At 73.0% G+C, this 21,135-nt stretch carries 19 protein-coding genes; 16 read left to right on the top strand and 3 right to left on the bottom strand.

Going from position 1 to position 21,135, the window contains the following annotated elements:
• The first annotated feature begins 78 nt into the window (after nucleotides 1-78).
• On the top strand, nucleotides 79-639 hold the full coding sequence (locus tag ACH4PY_RS22930; RefSeq protein WP_398185778.1) for an HD domain-containing protein: 561 nt from the start codon (nucleotides 79-81) through the stop codon (nucleotides 637-639).
• Nucleotides 640-656: 17 nt separating this feature from the next.
• On the opposite strand, the gene ACH4PY_RS22925 is transcribed toward ACH4PY_RS22930, so the two are convergent.
• Nucleotides 657-1,097 (bottom strand): hypothetical protein, encoded by a 441-nt coding sequence (locus ACH4PY_RS22925; protein WP_398185775.1) that lies wholly within the window; start codon nucleotides 1,095-1,097, stop codon nucleotides 657-659.
• Between the two features lie 90 nt (nucleotides 1,098-1,187).
• The gene (locus tag ACH4PY_RS22920) at nucleotides 1,188-2,192 is read right to left on the bottom strand and encodes an NADP-dependent oxidoreductase (RefSeq protein ID WP_398185772.1); all 1,005 of its coding nucleotides are present in this window, start codon (nucleotides 2,190-2,192) and stop codon (nucleotides 1,188-1,190) included.
• Between the two features lie 389 nt (nucleotides 2,193-2,581).
• Between ACH4PY_RS22920 and ACH4PY_RS22915 the strand changes: the two genes are divergently transcribed.
• From ACH4PY_RS22915 to ACH4PY_RS22900, 4 genes are all read left to right on the top strand, one after another.
• Complete coding sequence (locus ACH4PY_RS22915; RefSeq protein WP_398185873.1) at nucleotides 2,582-3,478, top strand: LysR family transcriptional regulator; 897 nt, start codon at nucleotides 2,582-2,584, stop codon at nucleotides 3,476-3,478.
• An 11-nt stretch (nucleotides 3,479-3,489) separates the two neighbouring features.
• A complete protein-coding gene (locus ACH4PY_RS22910; protein WP_398185770.1) occupies nucleotides 3,490-3,999 on the top strand; it encodes a pyridoxamine 5'-phosphate oxidase family protein in 510 nt (169 codons plus the stop codon).
• A 130-nt stretch (nucleotides 4,000-4,129) separates the two neighbouring features.
• Entirely contained in the window at nucleotides 4,130-4,549 is a 420-nt protein-coding gene (locus ACH4PY_RS22905) for a hypothetical protein (protein WP_398185767.1), read from the top strand.
• Entirely contained in the window at nucleotides 4,546-8,748 is a 4,203-nt protein-coding gene (locus ACH4PY_RS22900; protein WP_398185764.1) for a hypothetical protein, read from the top strand. The genes ACH4PY_RS22905 and ACH4PY_RS22900 overlap by 4 nt, the downstream gene beginning before the upstream one ends.
• A gap of 3 nt (nucleotides 8,749-8,751) precedes the next feature.
• Here the strand turns inward: ACH4PY_RS22900 and ACH4PY_RS22895 are convergent, their stop codons facing one another.
• Complete coding sequence (locus tag ACH4PY_RS22895; protein ID WP_398185761.1) at nucleotides 8,752-9,606, bottom strand: C40 family peptidase; 855 nt, start codon at nucleotides 9,604-9,606, stop codon at nucleotides 8,752-8,754.
• Between the two features lie 578 nt (nucleotides 9,607-10,184).
• On the opposite strand from ACH4PY_RS22895, the gene ACH4PY_RS22890 reads away from it, so the two are divergent.
• Genes ACH4PY_RS22890 through nuoK form a run of 11 tightly spaced genes read left to right on the top strand, consistent with a single transcriptional unit; the run spans nucleotide 10,185 to nucleotide 21,134 of the window.
• A complete protein-coding gene (locus ACH4PY_RS22890; RefSeq protein WP_167986559.1) occupies nucleotides 10,185-10,544 on the top strand; it encodes an NADH-quinone oxidoreductase subunit A in 360 nt (119 codons plus the stop codon).
• Nucleotides 10,545-10,572: 28 nt separating this feature from the next.
• Complete coding sequence (locus ACH4PY_RS22885) at nucleotides 10,573-11,127, top strand: NuoB/complex I 20 kDa subunit family protein (protein ID WP_398185758.1); 555 nt, start codon at nucleotides 10,573-10,575, stop codon at nucleotides 11,125-11,127.
• The gene (locus ACH4PY_RS22880; RefSeq protein ID WP_398185755.1) at nucleotides 11,124-11,849 is read left to right on the top strand and encodes an NADH-quinone oxidoreductase subunit C; all 726 of its coding nucleotides are present in this window, start codon (nucleotides 11,124-11,126) and stop codon (nucleotides 11,847-11,849) included. Before ACH4PY_RS22885 ends, ACH4PY_RS22880 begins: the two co-directional genes overlap by 4 nt.
• Nucleotides 11,846-13,183 (top strand): NADH-quinone oxidoreductase subunit D, encoded by a 1,338-nt coding sequence (locus ACH4PY_RS22875; protein WP_398185752.1) that lies wholly within the window; start codon nucleotides 11,846-11,848, stop codon nucleotides 13,181-13,183. The genes ACH4PY_RS22880 and ACH4PY_RS22875 overlap by 4 nt, the downstream gene beginning before the upstream one ends.
• Nucleotides 13,180-14,055: an NADH-quinone oxidoreductase subunit NuoE gene (gene nuoE / locus ACH4PY_RS22870; RefSeq protein WP_398185749.1), complete on the top strand. Its 876-nt coding sequence runs from the start codon at nucleotides 13,180-13,182 to the stop codon at nucleotides 14,053-14,055. Before ACH4PY_RS22875 ends, nuoE begins: the two co-directional genes overlap by 4 nt.
• A complete protein-coding gene (gene nuoF / locus ACH4PY_RS22865) occupies nucleotides 14,055-15,389 on the top strand; it encodes an NADH-quinone oxidoreductase subunit NuoF (protein ID WP_398185746.1) in 1,335 nt (444 codons plus the stop codon). The genes nuoE and nuoF overlap by 1 nt, the downstream gene beginning before the upstream one ends.
• A complete protein-coding gene (locus tag ACH4PY_RS22860; protein WP_398185743.1) occupies nucleotides 15,386-17,905 on the top strand; it encodes an NADH-quinone oxidoreductase subunit G in 2,520 nt (839 codons plus the stop codon). The genes nuoF and ACH4PY_RS22860 overlap by 4 nt, the downstream gene beginning before the upstream one ends.
• Nucleotides 17,902-19,275: an NADH-quinone oxidoreductase subunit NuoH gene (gene nuoH / locus ACH4PY_RS22855; protein ID WP_398185740.1), complete on the top strand. Its 1,374-nt coding sequence runs from the start codon at nucleotides 17,902-17,904 to the stop codon at nucleotides 19,273-19,275. Before ACH4PY_RS22860 ends, nuoH begins: the two co-directional genes overlap by 4 nt.
• Nucleotides 19,268-19,921 carry an NADH-quinone oxidoreductase subunit NuoI gene (gene nuoI, locus ACH4PY_RS22850; RefSeq protein WP_398185738.1) on the top strand — a complete coding sequence of 218 codons (654 nt, stop codon included), beginning with the start codon at nucleotides 19,268-19,270 and terminating at the stop codon, nucleotides 19,919-19,921. The genes nuoH and nuoI overlap by 8 nt, the downstream gene beginning before the upstream one ends.
• Nucleotides 19,918-20,838: an NADH-quinone oxidoreductase subunit J gene (locus ACH4PY_RS22845; RefSeq protein ID WP_398185735.1), complete on the top strand. Its 921-nt coding sequence runs from the start codon at nucleotides 19,918-19,920 to the stop codon at nucleotides 20,836-20,838. Before nuoI ends, ACH4PY_RS22845 begins: the two co-directional genes overlap by 4 nt.
• Nucleotides 20,835-21,134, top strand: a complete 300-nt coding sequence (gene nuoK / locus ACH4PY_RS22840) for an NADH-quinone oxidoreductase subunit NuoK (RefSeq protein WP_031518880.1) — start codon at nucleotides 20,835-20,837, stop codon at nucleotides 21,132-21,134. Before ACH4PY_RS22845 ends, nuoK begins: the two co-directional genes overlap by 4 nt.
• The last annotated feature ends 1 nt before the right edge of the window (nucleotide 21,135 follow it).

Genomic DNA, 21,135 nt, shown 5'->3' with positions numbered 1-21,135 from the left:
AGGCGGGTGTACGGCGTGAGCCCCAGGGGGTCAGCCGCCGTACACCTGCCGTTCGGCCCGGCGGGGCACCGTGGCGGCGTGAGAGAGAACAAGCCCCGCGCCCTCGCGTCCGTGGACGCGCTCATGGACCTGCTCGCCGACTGCCACGACGCGTGGGACACCCCGGACCGCACCGGCGACCCGGTGGACATCCTCGACCACGGGCTCCAGGTGGCCGCGCTGCTCGCCGCCGCGCACCCCGCCGACGAGGAGCTCCAGCTCGCGGGCCTGGTGCACGACATCGGCCATGTGCTGGTGCCCGGCGACGAGGCCGGGCACGGCGAGCACGCCGCCGCTGCCGTGACGGCGCTGCTCGGGCCGCGGGTCGGCCGCCTCGTCGCGCTGCACATCCCCGCCAAGCGCTACCTCGCCGCGACCGACCCGTCGCTGGCCCTGTCGCCGGAGAGCGCGCGGACGCTGGGCTGCCAGGGCGGGGCCATGACGCCCGCGGAGGCGGCCGCGTTCGCGACCGACCCCGACTTCGCCGCCGCGGTGACGCTGCGCCGCGGGGACGACGCGGGCAAGGTCGTCGGCCTGCGCGTCCCCGGCCTGGAGCACTGGCGCCCGGTCGTCGCCCGGGTCGCCGCCGCCCGCCCCTGACACCGCGGGCCGCAGCGTCACGCCGTCCCGTTCGCCCAGGCCAGGGCCGCGCGGACGAGGGTGGAGTCCCGCAGCGGGACGGCCAGCGCCCACGGGGTGCCGGCGGCGGTGAACGTGAGGAGGGTGCAGCGGCTGAGCGGCACCCCCGGTGTCACCGCGAGGACGTCGAAGGGCGCGTCGAGCGTGACCGGGGAGCGGCCGGGGCGGGCCCGGAAGGTGCGGTGCCAGGTCACCGGGGTGGGGGACGCCGGGTCCAGGACGAGGAAGCCCTGGCGCATACGGCGGTTGCGGTAGGTGTGCGCTGCCACCCCGCGCGCCTCGCCCGCCGCGAAGGCCTCCCGGTCCGCCGCCGCGACCGCCGCGCCCCGCGGGGTGAACTGCCACAGCACCCGCCGTGGTTCCCGGACGAGGTCCAGGAGCGCCATCGTCCCCGCCGACCGCCGTACCGTCCTGCCCATCCGCCGTCCCCCTCCGCGCGCGCGTCCCCTCCCGGGATCATCCCGCCGGGGAGCGGGAGGACGGGCCCGTTCCGCCGATGCCGCCACCGGCTACGTGTCGGCGCGCACGATGATCTTCCCGGTGTTCGCGCCGCGCAGCATGCCCAGGAAGGCGTCCACGACGTGCTCGAAGCCGTCCACCACCGTCTCGTCGAGCGCGAGCCGCCCGGACTGCAGGTGCGGGACCGCGAACGCGTACAACTCCTCTTGGAGATGACGGTAGTTGCTGACCAGGAAGCCCTCCATGCGGAGGCTCTTCTCCACGATCTGCGCGTAGTCGACGGCCGGAGGGGGCGCGTCCGGTGTGTTGTACGTGCTGATGGTGCCGATCCGGACGATCCGGCCGAACTCGCGCAACGCGCCGACCGCCGCGACCAGTTGGTCGCCGCCGACGTTGTCGACGAAGACGTCGATGCCGTCGGGCGCGGCCTCGGCGAGCAGGGCGGCGGCCGGGCCGTCGTGGTAGTCGAAGGCCGCGTCGTAGCCCACCTCCCCGGTCAGATGGGCGACCTTGGCCGCCGAGCCCGCGCTGCCGACGAGCCGCCCGGCGCCCAGCAGACGGGCGAAACGGCCGGTGGCCGTGCCGACGCCGCCGGCCGCGGCGGACACGAAGAGGTCGTCGCCCGCGCGGAACCGGGCGACGCGGGTGAGGCCGACGTAGGCGGTCAGCCCCGTGCCGCCGAGGACGCTCAGGAAGGCGGTCAGCGGGACGCCGTCGAAGGGGGGCAGCCGGCGGACCTCCTCGGGGCCGACCACGGAGTGCGTACGCCAGCCGCGCCGGTGGAAGACGATCTCGCCCTCCGCCAGCTCGGGCGTGCGCGAGGCGACGACGCGCCCGATCGTCCGGCCTTCGAGCGGGGCGTGCAGCGCGAAGCCGCCGGGCACGTCGTCCATCAGCTCGCGGTGGTAAGGGTCGACGGACCAGTAGAGGTTCGCCACGAGCGCGGTGCCGGGCGCGGGTTCGGGGACCGCCGACTCGACGAAGGCGAAATCCCCGGCCTCGGGGAAGCCGTGGGGGCGGGCGGTCTGCTGGACGGTGATCGCGTGCTCGCTCATGCCCCGGACGCTAGGCCGGGAATGGCGCCCGGCGGCAGCCGGTTGGGCTCATACGACGGCCCGTTCCATGAGCGCTTCTCATGGGTGGGGGCGTACGGGCGGGACCGGCACGCAGGAGTCCCGCGCGCACGCGTCCCGTACGTTCCAGACCCGTACGTTCCAGACCCGTACGTTCCAGACCCGTACGTTCCGGTCCCGTACGAACGAACCCGTACGAACGAACCCGTCCACGTCCGTGCCCCGTCCACGTCCGAGCCCCGCCCGGGTCCGCGCCCGAGCCCGTACGCCCGAGGTGAGCGCCCGTGCCCCCGACGTCCGACGACGGCACCGACCGCGGCACCCCCGCCCCCGCCGGCGGAGCCACCCGCACCGACCTCGCCCCCCACGAGCTGCGCGTCCTCGTCGCCGTCGCGGACACCGGCGGCTTCTCGGCGGCGGCCGGCGCGCTCGGCCTCACCCAGTCCGCCGTCTCCCACTCGGTACGCGGCAGCGAACGCAAGATCGGCGCCGTCCTCTTCGACCGGGGCCGCCGCGGTGCGAGCCCCACCGCGGCGGGGGAGAAGGCGGTGGCGCACGCCCGCCGCATCCTGCGGCTGCTGGACGTGCTCGCCGCGGAGGCGCGCGGGGCGGACCGGCCGCGCACCCCGGACGGCCCGCTGCGGATCGCGGCCTTCCGCAGCACCGCGCTGCACCTGCTGCCGCCGGTCCTGGAGCGGCTGCGCGCGCGGTACCCGGGGATCGAGCCGCGGGTGCGGATCGTCCGCGAGGTCGGGCGCGGCGCGGCGGGCGAAGTGGCCGACGGGCGGGCGGACCTGGCCCTCGTCACCCTGGACGGGGCGCGGCTGCCCGCCGGGCTGGTGGCGGGCGGGCTCTTCGAGGAGAGCTACAGCCTGGTGCACCCCGCCGGGCATCCGGCGCCGCGCTCGCTGCCGCTCGTCGACTGGGCCGAGAACTGCGGCTCGTACACCCGCGCCTGGTGGGAGGCGCAGGACTGGATCCCGCGGGCCACGGTCGAGGCCGAGGACGACGGCGCGGTGCTCTCGCTCGTGGGCGCGGGCCACGGCATGGCGATCATGCCGGCCCTCTCCCTGACCGGCGCCCCGGACACCGTCGAGGTCACCGACCTCGGCCCGCGCCGCCCGACCCGGCGGATCGGCTACGTGACCACGCCCGAACTCGCCGCCTCCGCCGCCGTACGCGCCCTGGTCCGCGAGCTGCGGGCGGCCGCCCCTGCCCGGCGGGGCGTACGCCCGGGGACCGATGCGCCGGGTGGGCGGCACGGCTAGCGTCGTGCCGCATGACGACGAACGACACGACGCACGACACCGCTGACGACACCCCGGCCCCGGCCCCTGACAACGGCCCGCGCACCCGCGCCGCGCGCAAGGCGAACGCGCTGCGGATCCTGGCGGAGGAGCTGGACGTGTGGGTCGCGACGGCCGACCCGGCGGGCGGCGGCCCGACGCTGATGCCGCTCACGTTCTGGTGGGACGGCGAGGCCGTGTGGCTCGCGACGCGGCCGACCAACCCCACGGGCGCGAACCTCGCGGCGACCGGCACCGTACGGCTGTGCTTCGGGACGACGCGGGACGTCGTGCACGTCGAGGGCGACGTCACCGCCTTCGCCGCGGACGCGCTCCCGTCCGGCGTCGGCGACTCCTTCGCCGCCAAGGACGGGTGGGACCCGCGCAAGGATCCCGAGCCGTACCACTTCTACCGTGTCGCCCCGCGGCAGCTGCGGGCCTGGGGGACGGTCCCCGAGCTGAGGGACCGCCTCCTCATGAAGGCGGGCCGCTGGCTGGTCTGAACTGCCCCTGCCCGCACCGGACGTGGAGATCTGGTGGACGCGGCGCCGACCCCGCTCCGATGTCGGACCCTTGACCTAGAGTGAAATACCGTCAGATTCCGGATCCGGTGATCGGAGCGAGGGAGCAGACATGGACGCGCAGCTCGCCGCACTGTCGGCCGGTGCGAGCAGCACCCTGGTCACGCTCATGGTCACCGACGGGTGGCAGCGGGCGCGCGACGGAGCCGTGCGGCTGTGGCGGCAGTTCCGGCCCGAGGGGGCCGAGGCCGTCGCGGCGGACCTCGACACGGCGCAGGCCGCCGTCGTACGGGGCCGGGCGGCGGGGGCGCCGGTCGACGAGGCGGCGCTGCGCGGCGAATGGGCCTACCGGATAACGGAGCTGCTCGCGGCGCGGCCCGACGCCGAGGCGGTGCTGCGGGCGGCCCTCGCGGAGTGGCAGGCCGCGGCCGGCGGCCAGACGGTGCACGGCGGCATCCACCAGGAGGCGCGGGCGACCGGCAGCGGCCGCGTCTACCTGGCCGGGCGCGACCAGCACATCACCGAGCGGTGACCACGGGGGAGGGGCCGGTCCCGCCCGGCCGCGCACCCGACGGCGGGACGTACGGCTCGCCGTTCTTCCCGCAGGCGCGCGCCTCGGACGACGCGCGGATCTACCAGGCGGGCCGCGACCAGTACATCGTCGAGGTACGTGACCTGCGGGCCACCTTCGTCGTGGCCGAGGGCCGCCTCCACCGCGTCGGCCGCCCCGCCGAGGACGACGCGTGCCCGTACCCCGGCCTGGTGCCCTTCGGACTCGACCAGGCCGACTGGTACTTCGGGCGGGAGGGGCTGGTCGCCGACCTGGTCGCGCGGCTGGACGGCGCGGTCGCCGACCGCGCCCCGCTGGTGGTCGTCGCGCCGTCGGGCGCGGGCAAGTCCTCGCTGCTGCGGGCCGGTCTGCTGCCCGCGATCGGGCGCGGCGACCTGCCCGCGGCAGGCTCGCGGCACTGGCGGCGGCTGGTGTTCACCCCCGCCCACAGCCCGATGGACGCCCTCGCCGCCCACTTCGCCGCGCTGACCGGCGAGCACACCGCGCCGGGGGAGTGGCGGGCGGCGGACCGCGGCGCCCGCCGCACCGCCCTGCGCCGGGCCCTGGGCCACGCCTTGGGTCGCACGAAGCCGCGTACCGGATCCGGATCCGGATCCGGTACGGGCGGGCGCGTCATCGTCGTCGTCGACCAGTTCGAAGAGATCTTCACGCAGTGCGAGGACGAGGCGGAGCGGCGGGCCTTCGTCGAGGAGCTGGCCTGGCTCGCGGACCCGCGGGACGGTCAGGAACCGCTCGGCCTCGTCGTCCTGGGCCTGCGGGCCGACTTCTACGCACAGTGCGCCGCCTACCCGTGGCTGCGCGGCGCGGTGCAGGGCAACCAGGTCTTCCTGGGGCCGATGTCCCGCGCCGAACTGCGCGACGCCGTCGTGCTGCCCGCCCAGCGCGCGGGCCTCCAGGTCGAGGCGGGCCTGCCCGAGGTGCTGCTCCGCGACCTGGGCGCGTCCGGCGCCGGGCCCGGCGGTACGGGCGGGCGCGGCGGGAGCGCCGAGAGCCCCGGGGACTACGAGGCGGGCCGGCTGCCGCTGCTGGCCCACGCGCTGCGCACCACCTGGACGCGGCGCGACGGCGGCGTCCTCACCGTCCGCGGCTACCAGGAGACCGGCGGCATCGAGCACGCGGTGGCCGACACCGCCGAACGCGTCTTCGCCCGGCTCGGCCGGGAGACCGAGGGCGACGCGGGCACTGGGGACGGCTGGGACTCCAGGGGTGCCTCGGGGCTCGCGAGCGGCGGGAACTCCGGGAATTCCGGGGACGGCTGGTCCTCCACGGGCCCCGCAGGCCCCGCGGGCGGCTGGAACTCCGGGGGCTCCGCGGGTGGCTGGAACGCCCCGGCATCCCCGGGCCCCGCGGGCGGCGACGGCCCCGAACGCGCCGCGAACCCTCAACGCGCCGCGAACCCCGGCGGACCCGGCGGACCCGGCGACCCCGCGGCCGTCCGTGCCTGCCGTGACGCCGCGCGCAGCGTCTTCCTGCGGCTGGTCACCGTGACGGAGGGGGCCGAGCCCGCCCGGCGCCGCGTCCCGCGCGCGGACCTGCTGCGGTTCGAGGCCGACCCGCGGGCCGCGCGTACCGTCCTCGACTCCTTCACCGCCGCCCGGCTGCTGACGCAGGACCGGGACACCGTCGCCATCACCCATGAGGTGCTGCTGCGGGCCTGGCCGCGGCTCAAGGGCTGGCTCGACGACGACCGGGTCGGCAGCGCCGTACGGCAGGAGCTGCGGGAGGCCGCCTTCGCGTGGGAGCGGGCCGGCCGTCCGAACGACCTGCTCCACCCGGCGAGCCGGCTGGAGGCGGTGAAGGGCGCGGTCGCCGCCACCACCTCCGGCCGCACCACCGTCCCGGGCGCCGACCGGACGACCGAGGCGTTCCTCGCCGCCTCCACCGCCCGCGTCAAGCGCACCGCCCGCGTCCGCCGTGCCGTCACCGCCGTCCTGGTCACCCTCGCCCTGCTGGCCAGCGGCGCCGCCGCCCTCGCGTTCGAGCAGCGCGGCAAGGCCCTGGACGAGCGGAACACCGCGATCTTCAGCCAGATCACCGCGGAGGCCGACCGGCTGCGTACCACCGACACCTCGCTCGCGGCGCAACTCGACCTGGTCGCCTACCGGATGCGCCCGAACGACGACCTGCGCGCGCACCTGGTCTCCGGCGCCGAGCAGCCGCTGTCCACGCCGCTCGCCTCGGGCATCGGCGGCATCCTGTCGGTCGCGGTCACACCGGACGGGCGGACGATGGCGACGGGCAGCAGCCACAGCGCGATCCAGCTGTGGAACATCGCCGACCCGGTGCATCCGGCGAAGCTGGGCCCGCCGGTCAAGGTGCCCACCGACATCGTGGAGTCCGTGGCGTTCAGCCCCGACGGCCGTACGCTCGCGGCGGGGAGCAACGACGCGACGGCCCGGCTCTGGGACGTCACCTCCCCGGCCCACCCGGTCGCGCTGGGCGCGCCGCTGACCGGCTGCTTCGACACGGTCGGCGCGGTGGCGTTCAGCCCCGACGGGCACGTGCTCGCCGGCGGCTGCCACAACAAGACGATCCGGCTGTGGAACGTGGCCGACCCCGTCCACCCCGCGCTGCTGGGCGCGCCGCTGACCGGCCACACCGACGCGGTCGACGCCGTGGCCTTCCGTCCGGACGGCCGCACACTGGCCAGCGGCAGCTTCGACGGCTCGGTGCGGCTGTGGAACGTGGGCAACCCGGCGCGCGCGACCGCGCTGGGCAAGCCCCTCTACGGGCACGGTGGCGACTTCGTGGCGTCGGTGGCCTTCAGCCCGGACGGGCACTCCCTGGCCAGCGGCGGCGCCGACAGCCGGGTGCGGCTGTGGAACACGACCGACCCGGCTCATGTGGTCATGCTCGGTGAACTCCTCGGCCAGACCGGGACGATCACGTCGGTGGCCTTCAGCCCGAGCGGCCAGACCCTGGCCAGTGCCAGCCACGACGGCTCGATCAACCTGTGGAACGTCGCCTACCCCGACAGCCCCGTCTCGCGCGGCGCGGCCCTCGCCGGTCACACCGGACCGGTCCTCGGGGTCGCCTTCACCCAGGGCGGCAGCACCCTGGTGAGCGGCAGCGCCGACAGCACGGTGCGGGTGTGGAGCTTCCCCCAGCGGCTCGTCACGTCGTACAGCCGCTCCGTGGACGGCCTGGCGTTCAGCTCCGACGGCCACACGATGGCCACCGCGGGCACCGACGGCAAGGTCCGGTTGTGGGACGTGAGCGACCCGGCCCGTACGACCGGCCTCGGTCTGGCCCCGGCCGTCGCCGCCCCCGCGTCGGTGCGGTCGCTGGCGTTCAGCGCCGACGGGAAGGTGCTGGCCGGCGGCAGTTTCACCGACGGGGACGTGGAGCTGTGGGACACCGCGAATCCGTCCCGTCCCACCCTGCTGGGCCGCAAACTGGAGACCAGGATGGGCCATGTGGCGTCGGTGGCCTTCAGCCCGAGCGGCCGGACGCTGGCTGTCGGGGGCCTGGATTCGCGTATCGAGCTGTGGGATCTGACCGACGCCGCCGACCCGGTGTACCTGCGCACACCGCTGACCGGCTTCGACAACGGCACCGCCAAGGTGGCCTTCAGCCCGGACGGGCGGACGCTCGCGAGCGCGAACGGGGACCGGAAGGTCCGGCTGTGGGACGTGCGCGACCCGGCCCACCCGCACGCCCTCGGCGCACCGCTCACCGGCCACACCGGGCTCGTCCTGTCGGTGGCCTTCAGCCCGGACGGCCGCACGCTGGCCAGCGGCGGCTACGACAGCACCGTCCGGCTGTGGGACATCAGCGACCCGGCCCACGCGCGTGCCCTCGGCGCGCCGCTGACCGGCCACACCACTCCCGTGGGCGCGGTGGCGTTCAGCCCGGACGGCCGCACGCTGGTCAGCGGCGGCAACAGCGACGGCACGATCCGGCTGTGGGACGTGAGCGACCCGGCCCACGCTTCCGCGCGGGGCGGACCGCTCACCGGGACGCACGGCACGGTCGGTTCGGTCGCCTTCCCCCGTGACGGCCGCCTGGTCACCGTCGGGGAGGACGGCGTGATCCGGCTGTGGGACCTGGACCCCGAGCACGCCGCGCGGTGGATCTGCTCCCTCACGCGCGACGTGCTCACGGCGCAGCAGTGGAAGAAGTACATCCCGCAGCTGCCGTACGACCCGCCCTGCGGGTGAGCGTCACAGGACGCGGACGGCCCAGTCCGGCTCGGAGTAGGTGAGCGGCTTGATGCCCACCGGGGAGGACGGGTTGGCCGCGTCCAGGTACTGGCCGTCGCCGATGTAGACGCCGACGTGGTAGGCGCTGCCCTCGCCGCCCCAGAAGACGAGGTCGCCGGCGCGCAGGGAGTTCATCGAGACGGGCGTGCCCACCGTCGACTGCTCCTGCGAGGTGCGCGGCAGCGAGATGCCGACGGTGGCGTACGCGGTCTGGGTCAGGCCCGAGCAGTCGTACGACGAGGGGCCGGTGGCGCCGTAGACGTACGGCTTGCCGATCTGCGCCTTGAGGAACGCGATGAGCTTGTCGACCTTGGAGGCCGAGGGTGCCGCGGCGCTCGACGAGGAGGACGAGGAAGAGGAGGCGGCGGCCGGGGTCGCGGTGAGCTTCGCGCGCTTGGCGCTGCGCGAGGCGGCCAGCGCGGTCGCGGTGGCCCGCGCCTTCGCGGCCTTCGCAGCGACGGCGGCCTTGTGCGTCGCCGAGGCGGCGGCAGCGGCGGTGGACGCGGCGTGCTCGCGGGCGGCGGCGAGGGTGTGGGCGAGCGCGTTCTGCGCGACGGCGTCGGCGGCCTGCCGGGAGGTCACCGCGGTGGAGAGCGGGGAGGCGTCGAGGGAGGTCGGCGTCGAGGCGTCGGGACGCCCGTGGTTGTCGGCGAGGGCGGGTGCGCCCGCGCCGCCGAGTGCGATGGCGCTGACGACACCGCCGACGAGTCCGGCCCTGCGCGTCCAGTTGGGGCGCGTCGGCGCGGCGTGCCGCCGGCGGCCGCTATGGGACGGCGTGGCGGTGGCCGCGGGTATCTGCGGTCTGTTCTGGGACATGCGTCTTTGGCTATCAGGAACGAATGGTTCCGTTCAAGAAAGGTGGGATGCGCCACAGTTGACGTGCGCACGGCTCAAATGCCCGTTTCGTGATCTTGATCTTCTGATGGTTTGACGCACTTTCACATCAGTGGCCCGATTTGTGCTCGTGCACGCGTTCACGCGGCCGGTTCCCTGCCGCCGGAGGGTTGCGACCCACCCCGTCCGACGTCCGCCCGCGCGCTATCACGCGGCCGCGTCCAACTCCAATTTGCCCGGGCCCACCCTCACTTGATAATGAGCCCACCCCTCTGACCAGCGAGAATTAACAGGGATGTGACATGAAGTGATCGTTTGGGAGTGATCTGCCTCAAGATCACCGCTCATCCGACTTCATGATCATTGGCCGGGTGGTGGAGATCACAAAGGTGAGCCGGTACCCCGTGTCGCAGATCACAGACCGGGAGGCATAGGATGCAGGCGACTTGGGCTTGTGAACTGCCTCACATAGGCGCGATCTTGGTCGCGGAGTGAGGGGGCTCACACCGCGAGTCGGTCCGTACATGTCAGTCACTGCCGACTGGAAGGAGCGGGGGACGGTGAACGCCTACGCGCCCATCCTCGTGCTGGGGGGCATCGCGGCCGGCTTCGCGATCTTCTCCGTTTTCATGGCCTCGATCATCGGGCCGAAACGGTACAACCGGGCCAAGTTGGAAGCGTACGAGTGCGGCATCGAGCCCACCCCGCATCCGGCCGGCGGCGGGCGCTTCCCGATCAAGTACTACCTGACGGCGATGCTCTTCATCGTCTTCGACATCGAGATCGTCTTCCTCTACCCCTGGGCCGTCACCTTCGACCGCCTGGGGATGTTCGGGCTCGTGGAGATGCTCCTCTTCGTGCTCACCGTCTTCGTCGCCTACGCCTACGTGTGGCGGCGCGGCGGCCTGGAATGGGACTAGGGACCGAGGGGACAAGGGGAGCCAACCCATGGGTATCGAAGAGAAACTGCCGAGCGGATTCCTGCTCACGACGGTGGAGCAGGCGGCCGGTTGGGTACGCAAGGCGTCGGTCTTCCCGGCCACCTTCGGCCTGGCCTGCTGCGCCATCGAGATGATGACCACCGGCGCGGGCCGCTACGACATGGCCCGCTTCGGCATGGAGGTCTTCCGCGGCTCGCCGCGGCAGGCCGACCTGATGATCGTCGCGGGCCGGGTGAGCCAGAAGATGGCGCCGGTGCTGCGGCAGGTCTACGACCAGATGCCGAACCCCAAGTGGGTCATCTCGATGGGCGTGTGCGCGTCCAGCGGCGGGATGTTCAACAACTACGCGATCGTCCAGGGCGTCGACCACGTGGTGCCGGTCGACATCTACCTGCCCGGCTGCCCGCCGCGCCCCGAGATGCTGCTCGACGCGATCCTCAAGCTGCACGAGAAGATCCAGGGCTCCAAGCTCGGCGTGAACCGCGAGGAGGCGGCCCGCGAGGCGGAGGAGGCCGCCCGCAAGGCGCTCCCCACCATCGAGATGAAGGGGCTCCTGCGATGAGCGACACCGGCAGCGGCACCGCACCCGTCCCCGCCCCCCGCGAGCAGCAGCCCGGCGAGGTCATCGGGGTGCGCCGCGGCATGTTCGGCGCCGACAAGGGCGGCGACACCTCCGGTTACGGCGGCCTGGTCCGCACCGTCCGGCTGCCCGGGGCGAGCACGCGCCCGTACGGCGGCCGGGGCGGGGTCTTCGACGAGATCGCCGACGAGCTGGAAGGCGCCCTGGAGGAGTCGGGGCTGCCGCCCGCCGACGCGATCGAGAAGGTCGTCGTCGACCGCGGCGAGATGACGCTGCACATCGCCCGCGAGCACCTGGTGCGGGTCGCGCAGACGCTGCGCGACGACCCGGCGCTTCGCTTCGAGCTGTGCACGGGCGTCAGCGGCGTCCACTACCCCAGCGACGAGGGCCGCGAGCTGCACGCCGTCTACCACCTGCGGTCGATCACCCACGGGCGGCTGATCCGGCTGGAGGTCGGGGTGGCCGACGCCGACCCGCACATCCCCTCGCTCGTCGGCGTCTACCCGACGAACGACTGGCACGAGCGCGAGACGTACGACTTCTTCGGCATCGTCTTCGACGGGCACCCCGCGCTCACCCGGATCATGATGCCGGACGACTGGCCCGGCCACCCGCAGCGCAAGGACTACCCGCTCGGCGGCATCCCCGTCGAGTACAAGGGCGCTCAGATCCCGGCTCCCGACCAGCGGAGGTCGTACTCATGACGAACGGATACGCGTCCCCCCAGCAGGCGGAAGAGCGCGAGACCACCGAGGGCCGGGTCTTCACCGTCACCGGCGGCGACTGGGACGAGCTGGCCGAGCAGGTCAGCGGCACCGACGACGAGCGCATCATCGTCAACATGGGCCCCCAGCACCCGTCCACCCACGGCGTGCTGCGGCTGATCCTGGAGATCGACGGCGAGACGGTCACCGAGGCCCGCTCCGGCATCGGCTACCTGCACACCGGCATCGAGAAGAACATGGAGTACCGGACCTGGGTCCAGGGCTCCACGTTCGTCACGCGCATGGACTACCTGACGCCGCTGTTCAACGAGACCGCCTACTGCCTCGCCGTCGAGAAGCTGCTCGGCATCGAGGACCAGGTCCCGGACCGTGCCACGGTCCTGCGGGTACTGCTCATGGAGCTCAACCGGATCTCCTCCCACCTGGTGTGCATCGCCACCGGCGGCATGGAGCTGGGCGCCACCACGATCATGATCTACGGCTTCCGCGACCGCGAGATGATCCTGGACATCCTGGAGCTGATCACCGGCCTGCGGATGAACCACGCGTACGTCCGCGTCGGCGGCCTCGCGCAGGACCTGCCGCCCGGCGCGGTGGACCAGATCCGCGAGTTCGTGAAGAAGTTCCGCAAGAACCTGCCGGAGTACGACAAGCTCGCGACCGGCAACCCCATCTTCAAGGGCCGTATGCAGGACGTCGGCTACCTCGACCTCACCGGCTGCATGGCGCTCGGCGCGACCGGCCCGGTGCTGCGCGCCGCGGGCCTGCCGCACGACCTGCGCAAGTCCGACCCGTACTGCGGCTACGAGAACTACGACTTCGAGATCCCGACGGCCGACTCCTGCGACTCCTACGGGCGCTTCCTCGTCCGGGTCGCGGAGATGCACGAGAGCCTGAGGATCGTCGAGCAGTGCCTGGACCGGCTCGCGCCCGGCCCGGTCATGGTCGAGGACAAGAAGATCGCCTGGCCCGCGCAGCTCGCGCTCGGGCCGGACGGCATGGGCAACAGCCTCGACCACATCAAGAAGATCATGGGCACCTCCATGGAGGCCCTGATCCACCACTTCAAGCTGGTCACCGAGGGCTTCCGGGTGCCGCCGGGGCAGGCCTACGCGGCGGTCGAGTCCGCGAAGGGCGAACTGGGCGTGCACGCGGTCAGCGACGGCGGCACACGCCCGTACCGGGTGCACTTCCGCGACCCGTCGTTCACCAACCTTCAGTCCATGGCGGCGATGTGCGAGGGCGGCCAGGTGGCCGACGTCATCGTCGCCGTTGCGTCCATCGACCCCGTGATGGGAGGCGTCGACCGATGACCGACGTGTCACTGGGCATCCCCGAGATGCCCGCGCCCGACTACCCGGCCGACGTGCGCGACCGGCTGGAGAGCGACGCGAAGGAGGTGATCGCCCGCTACCCCGGCTCGCGCAGCGCGCTGCTGCCGCTGCTGCACCTGGTGCAGTCCGAGGACGGCCATGTCACGCGCACCGGCATCCGCTTCTGCGCCGAGATGCTGAACCTCACCACCGCCGAGGTCACCGCGGTCGCGACCTTCTACACCATGTACCGCCGCAAGCCGAGCGGCGACTACCAGGTGGGCGTCTGCACCAACACGCTGTGCGCGGTCATGGGCGGCGACGCGATCTTCGACGAGCTCAAGCAGCACCTCGGCGTCGGCAACGACGAGACCACCGCCGACGGCAAGGTCACGCTGGAGCACATCGAGTGCAACGCGGCCTGCGACTTCGCCCCCGTGGTGATGGTCAACTGGGAGTTCTTCGACAACCAGACGCCCGAATCCGCCAGGGCGCTCGTCGACGACCTGATCGCCGGCCGCGAGGTACGGCCCACCCGCGGCGCGCCGATCTGCACGTACAAGGAGACCGCCCGGATCCTCGCCGGTTTCCCCGACCAGCGCGAAGGCGCGGTCGAGGCGAGCGGCGGCGCGGGCCCCGCGTCCCTCGCGGGCCTGCGCCTGCACCGCGGCGAGGCACCCGCGCACACCGTGCCGCAGCAGGCCGAGCCGCACCGCACCGAGAGCGGCGCCTTCGACACGCCGTCCTCGCCCTCGCCCGCAGCGCACCCCAGCTCGCACGACGCCCCGCAGCAGACCGCGGTCTCCGACCCGGACAACCCGGCCGGACCCGCGGGCGGATCCACCGAACCGACCCGTGGGGAGGGCGAGTGATGACCGTGGAATCGGCCGAGAAGCTGCTCGCGCCCGTCCTGTCGGCCTTCTGGGACGACCCGAGGTCATGGACGCTGGACACCTACCGCCGGCACGACGGCTACGAGGGTCTGGCCAAGGCCCTCGCGATGCCGCAGGACGACGTCATCGCCTACGTCAAGGACTCGGGCCTGCGCGGCCGCGGCGGTGCGGGCTTCCCCACCGGCATGAAGTGGCAGTTCATCCCGCAGGGCGACGGCAAGCCGCACTACCTCGTCGTCAACGCCGACGAGTCGGAGCCGGGCACCTGCAAGGACATCCCGCTGCTCTTCGCCAACCCGCACTCCCTCATCGAGGGCATGATCATCGCGTGCTACGCGATCCGCTCGCATCACGCCTTCATCTACCTCCGCGGTGAGACCGTCCCCGTCCTGCGCCGGCTGCACGAAGCCGTCCGCGAGGCCTACGCGGCCGGCTACCTGGGCAACGACATCCTCGGCAGCGGCTTCGACCTCGAACTCACCGTGCACGCCGGGGCCGGGGCGTACATCTGCGGTGAGGAGACCGCGCTGCTGGACTCGCTGGAGGGCCGCCGCGGCCAGCCGAGGCTGCGCCCGCCCTTCCCCGCCGTCGAGGGGCTCTACGCCTGCCCCACTGTGGTGAACAACGTCGAATCCATCGCGTCGGTTCCCGCGATCATGCTGCGCGGCAAGGAGTGGTTCCGCTCCATGGGCAGCGAGAAGTCCCCGGGCTTCACGCTCTACTCGCTGTCCGGCCACGTCGCCCGCCCCGGGCAGTACGAGGCCCCGCTCGGCATCACCCTGCGGCAGCTGCTGGACATGGGCGGCGGCATGCGCCCCGGTCACCAGCTGAAGTTCTGGACGCCGGGCGGCTCGTCCACCCCGATGTTCACCGAGGAGCACCTCGACGTGCCCCTGGACTACGAGGGCGTGGGCGCCGCCGGGTCGATGCTCGGCACCAAGGCGCTCCAGTGCTTCGACGAGACCACGTGCGTGGTGCGCGCGGTCACCCGCTGGACGGAGTTCTACGCCCACGAGTCGTGCGGCAAGTGCACCCCGTGCCGCGAGGGCACCTACTGGCTCGTCCAGTTGCTGCGCGACATCGAGGCCGGAAAGGGCTCGCCCGGCGACCTCGACAAGCTGAACGACATCGCCGACAACATCAACGGCAAGTCCTTCTGCGCGCTCGGCGACGGCGCCGCCGCGCCGATCTTCTCCTCCCTCAAGTACTTCCGCGCGGAGTACGAGGAGCACATCGAGCGCAAGGGCTGCCCCTTCGACCCGGCCCGCTCCACCGCCTGGGCCGACAAGTACCGTACGGAGGCCCACGCGTGACCGTCACCACAAGCAGTGCGTCCTCCGGCGCGGGGCAGCCCGCGGTGCCGCCGGAGGACCTGGTCTCGCTGACCGTCGACGGCATCCCGGTGTCGGTGCCCAAGGGCACCCTGGTCATCCGGGCCGCGGAGATGGTCGGCGTCGAGATCCCGCGGTTCTGCGACCACCCGCTGCTGGACCCGGTCGGGGCCTGCCGGCAGTGCATCGTCGAGATCGAGGGGCAGCGCAAGCCCGTCGCGTCCTGCACCATCACCTGCACCGACGGCATGGTGGTGACCACCCAGCTCACCTCGCCCGTCGCCGAGAAGGCGCAGCGCGGTGTGATGGAGCTGCTGCTCATCAACCACCCGCTCGACTGCCCGGTGTGCGACAAGGGCGGCGAGTGCCCGCTGCAGAACCAGTCGATGAGCCACGGCGACTCCGACTCGCGCTTCGACGGCAAGAAGCGCACGTACGAGAAGCCGGTGCCGATCTCCGCGCAGGTGCTGCTGGACCGCGAGCGCTGCGTGCTGTGCGCGCGCTGCACCCGCTTCAGCAACCAGGTCGCGGGCGACCCGATGATCGAGCTGCTGGAGCGCGGGGCGCTGCAGCAGGTCGGGATCGGCGCGGGCGACCCCTTCGAGTCGTACTTCTCCGGCAACACCATCCAGATCTGCCCGGTGGGCGCGCTCACCTCGGCCGCGTACCGCTTCCGGTCGCGGCCCTTCGACCTGGTGTCGTCCCCCTCGGTGTGCGAGCACTGCGCGGGCGGCTGCGCCACCCGCACCGACCACCGGCGCGGCAAGGTGCTGCGGCGCCTGGCCTCCAACGACCCGGAGGTCAACGAGGAGTGGCTGTGCGACAAGGGCCGCTTCGGCTTCCGCTACGCGCAGCGGCCCGAGCGGCTCACCCACCCGCTGGTGCGCGGCGCCGACGGTGAACTCGCCCCGGCGTCCTGGCCGGAGGCGCTGGCCGCCGCCGCCGCCGGGCTCGGCGCGGCGCACGGCCGGGCGGCGGTGCTGCCCGGCGGCCGGATCACGGTCGAGGACGCGTACGCGTACGCGAAGTTCGCCCGGGTCGTGCTCGGCACCAACGACGTGGACTTCCGGGCCCGCCCGCACTCCGCCGAGGAGGCCTACTTCCTGGCCTCCGCGGTCGCCGGTCGCGGGCTGGACCTGGACCGCACCGGAGTCACCAACCGCGCGCTGGAGGCGGCCCCGACTGTCCTGCTCGCCGGACTGGAGTCGGAGGAGGAGGCTCCCGGCGTCTTCCTGCGGCTGCGCAAGGCCCACCGCAAGCGGGGGCAGCAGACGTACGCGCTCGCCACCCACGCCACCCGCGGCCTGGAGAAGGCCGGCGGCATCCTGCTGCCCGCCGCCCCCGGCACCGAACCGGAGTGGATGGACGCGCTCGCCGGCGGCGTCGGCCTGGACGAGGCCGGGCGGGAGGCGGCCGACGCGCTCCGCAAGGAGGGCGCGGTCATCCTGGTCGGCGAGCGGCTCGCGACCGTACCCGGCGGCTACACCGCCGTCATCCGGCTCGCCGCCGCCACCGGCGCGGCCCTGGCGTGGATCCCGCGCCGGGCGGGCGAGCGCGGCGCGGTCGAGGCGGGCGCGCTGCCCGGACTGCTGCCCGGCGGACGCCCGGTGAGCGACCCGCGGGCCCGCGACGAGGTCGCCCGGGTGTGGGGCCTGCCCACGCTGTCCGGCCGCTACGGCCGCGACACCGGCGAGATCCTGCGGGCCACCGCGAGCGGCGAGCTGGGCGCGCTGGTCGTCGGCGGCGTCGAACTCGCCGACCTGCCCGACCCGGCGGCCGCCCGCGCGGCGCTGGACGCGGCGGGCTTCGTGGTGAGCCTGGAGCAGCGGCCGAGCGAGGTCACCGACCGCGCCGACGTGGTGCTGCCGGTCGCCGCGGTCGCCGAGAAGGCCGGCACCTTCCTCAACTGGGAGGGCAGGGCGCGGATGTTCGAGACCGCGATCAAGCCCGACCAGGCCACCGCGCGCCACCAGCTGTCCGACGCCCGGGTCCTGACGATGCTCGCCGACCAGATGGACGTCGCGCTCGGCCTGGCCGACGTGCGCTCGGCGCGGATCGAACTGGACCGGCTCGCCGGATGGTCCGGCCCGTACGCGGCCGCGCCGCTGGACTCCTCGGTGCCGCTGCCCCGCCCCGAGCAGGGCCAGGCGGTGCTCGCCGGGCACCGGCTGCTGCTCGACCGGGGCCGCCTCCAGGACGGCGACGACGCGCTCGCCGCCACCCGGCACGCCGCCGTCGCCCGGCTGTCCGCCGCGACGGCCACCGAACTGGGCCTGGCCGCGGGCGACCTGCTGACCGTGACGGGACCGGCGGGGGCGACGACGCTGCCGCTGGCCGTCACCCCGATGCCCGACCGCGTGGTCTGGCTGCCGCTCAACTCGACGGGCTCCGGCGTCGCTTCCGACGTGGGCGCCCTCCCCGGACAGGTCGTCGCGATCGCCGCCGCCGAGGTCCCGGCGGACGGCGCGGCCGCGCAGGGCCAGGAGGTCACGTCATGAGCAGCCAACTGGCCGCTACCGCTGAGAACTTGTCGTTCTTCGGCAACGACGTGTGGTGGCTGATCCTCCTCAAGGCGGTGTTCTGCTTCGCCTTCGCGATGCTGACCGTGCTGTTCTCCATCGTGTGGGAGCGCAAGGTCGTCGCGTGGATGCAGCTGCGCATCGGCCCCAACCGGCACGGCCCCTGGGGCATGCTCCAGTCGCTCGCCGACGGTGTGAAGCTCATGCTCAAGGAGGACATCACCGTCAAGCGGGCCGACAAGGTGGTGTTCGTCCTCGCCCCGATCGTGGCGGCGATCCCCGCGTTCATGTCCTTCGCGGTGATCCCCTTCGGCCCGGCCGACAACGAGGTCTCCATCTTCGGCCAGCGCACCGCGCTGCAGCTCACCGACCTGCCGATCGGCATCCTCTACATCCTGGCCACGGCCTCCGTCGGCATCTACGGCATCGTGCTCGCCGGCTGGTCGTCCGGTTCGACCTACCCGCTGCTCGGCGGCCTGCGCGCGTCGGCCCAGATGATCTCCTACGAGATCGCGATGGGCCTGTCCTTCGCGGCGGTCTTCCTCTACTCCGGGTCGATGTCGACCTCGACGATCGTCGAGGCCCAGCACGACCGCTGGTACCTGGCGCTGCTGCCGGTGTCCTTCCTCGTCTACATCTGCACGATGATCGGCGAGACCAACCGGGCCCCGTTCGACATGCCGGAGTCCGAGGGCGACCTCGTCGGCGGCTTCAACACCGAGTACAGCTCGATCAAGTTCGCGCTGTTCATGCTCGCCGAGTACGTCAACATGGTGACCGTCTCCGCGGTCGCCACGACCCTCTTCCTCGGCGGCTGGCGCGCCCCCTGGCCGATCAGCACCTTCTGGGAGGGCGCCAACCACGGCTGGTGGCCCATGCTGTGGTTCGTCATCAAGGTGCAGCTGCTGCTCTTCTTCTTCATCTGGCTGCGCGGCACGCTCCCCCGGGTGCGCTACGACCAGCTGATGAAGGTCGGCTGGAAGATCCTCATCCCGGTCTCGATGGTGTGGCTCATGCTCGTCGCCGCGGTCCGCGCGATGCGCAACGAGGACTACAGCTCCACCAAGATCGTGCTGTACGTCGGCGGCGCCGTCCTTGTGCTGCTGCTGGTCTCGCTGCTCGCCGACCTCTTCCGCGACCGCGAGGAGCAGAGCAAACCGGCCGAGGGCGGACTGCTGGCCCCGCCGGAGCGGTTCGACCCGATGGCCGGCGGCTACCCCGTACCGCCGCTGCCCGGACAGCAGGTGCAGCGGGTGCCGCGGCGGCCCAGCCGCGCGGAGCCCCAACTCGTCGGAGCATCCGGCCAGGACGCCCCGGAGCAGGAGAAGCAGGAGGACGGCGATGCCTGAGTTCCTCGGCCCGGTCGCAGGCTTCGGCGTGACCTTCAAGGCCATGTTCAAGAAGCGGCTGACCGAGCAGTACCCGGAGTACAAGAAGCCCACGGCGCCCCGCTTCCACGGCCGCCACCAGCTCAACCGGCACCCGGACGGGCTGGAGAAGTGCGTCGGCTGCGAGCTGTGCGCGTGGGCCTGCCCGGCCGACGCGATCTACGTGGAGGGCGCGGACAACACCGACGAGGAGCGCTACTCGCCCGGTGAGCGCTACGGCCGCGTCTACCAGATCAACTACGCCCGCTGCATCCTGTGCGGGCTGTGCATCGAGGCGTGCCCGACCCGCGCGCTGACGATGACCAACGAGTACGAACTGGCCGACCGCACCCGTGAGTCGCTGATCTTCACCAAGGAGCAGCTGCTCTCCGGCCTGACCGACGGCATGGTCGACGCGCCGCACGCGATCTTCCCCGGCATGGACGAGGGCGACTACTACCGCGGCCTGGTCACCGAGGCCGCGCCCGGCACCGAGCGGCAGGTCGCGGTCTCCAAGGGCGAGAAGCCCGACGAGAGCGTGGCCGCCGACGCGGCCGCCGACGTGACGGACGCCGGGGTCACCGCCCCCGGCGGCGCCGCCCCGGCGGGAACGGGGGCCGAGGCATGAGCGCCGCCACCGCTGTGACCCTCGCGGCGGACGCCGCGTCGAAGACCTCCACCGGCGAGGCCGTGCAGTTCTGGATCCTGGGCACGGTCGCCGTGCTCGGGGCCCTGGCCACGGTGCTGATGAAGAAGTCGATCCACAGCGCCCTGTCGCTGGCCGGCACGATGATCGTGCTCGCCGTCTTCTACCTGGCGCAGGGCGCGTACTTCCTCGGCATCGTGCAGATCGTCGTCTACACCGGCGCGATCATGATGCTCTTCCTCTTCGTCGTCATGCTCGTCGGCATCACCGCGGCCGACTCGCTGAAGGAGACGCTCAAGGGCCAGCGCTGGATGGCCGCGCTGTGCGGGCTCGGCTTCGGCATCCTGCTCATCGCCGGTATCTCCAACGCCTCCCTCGACACCTTCGAGGGCACCGGCGCGGCGAGCGCCGCGGACGGCGGCAACGTCCAGGGCCTCGCCCACCTGCTCTTCTCGCAGTACGTGTGGGCCTTCGAGCTGACGGGCGCGCTGCTGATCACCGCGGCGGTCGGCGCGATGGTGCTCACCCACCGCGAGCGCACCGAGGAGCGCCGCACCCAGCGGGAGCTGGCCGAGGCCCGCTTCCGCGAGGGCGGCCATGTCACCCCGCTGCCGGCGCCCGGCACGTACGCCCGGCACAACGCGGTGGACATCCCGGCGCTGCTGCCGGACGGCTCGATCTCGGAGCTGTCGGTCAGCGCGACGCTGCGCGAGCGCGGCCAGATCCGCGACGTGTCCGGTGACGCGATGGAGCGGCTGGCCGCGCTCGACCAGAGCGCGACCCGCTGGCTGGAGCGCGAGGTCGATCTGCCGTCCCGGCCCGCGGTCACCTCGGGCGCGAAGGCGGGCGGCAGCGGTGAGGCGGCGGACAACGACCAGGCCGAGGAGGGTGCCAAGTGAATCCGGCCAACTACCTGTACCTGGCCGCGCTGCTGTTCACCATCGGCGCCGCCGGGGTTCTGATCCGGCGCAACGCGATCGTGGTCTTCATGTGCGTCGAGCTGATGCTGAACGCCTGCAACCTGGCGTTCGTCACCTTCTCCCGGCTGCACGGCAACCTCGACGGGCAGGTCATCGCCTTCTTCACGATGGTGGTCGCCGCGGCCGAGGTCGTGGTCGGGCTCGCGATCATCGTGTCGATCTTCCGTTCGCGCCACTCGGCCTCGGTCGACGACGCCAATCTGATGAAGCTGTAGA

Origin of the sequence: Streptomyces sp. NPDC021224, from assembly GCF_044332905.1 — a bacterium.
GTDB lineage: Bacteria > Actinomycetota > Actinomycetes > Streptomycetales > Streptomycetaceae > Actinacidiphila.
Note: the sequence above shows the minus strand (reverse complement) of the source record. Positions and strands in the feature narration are given on the sequence as shown.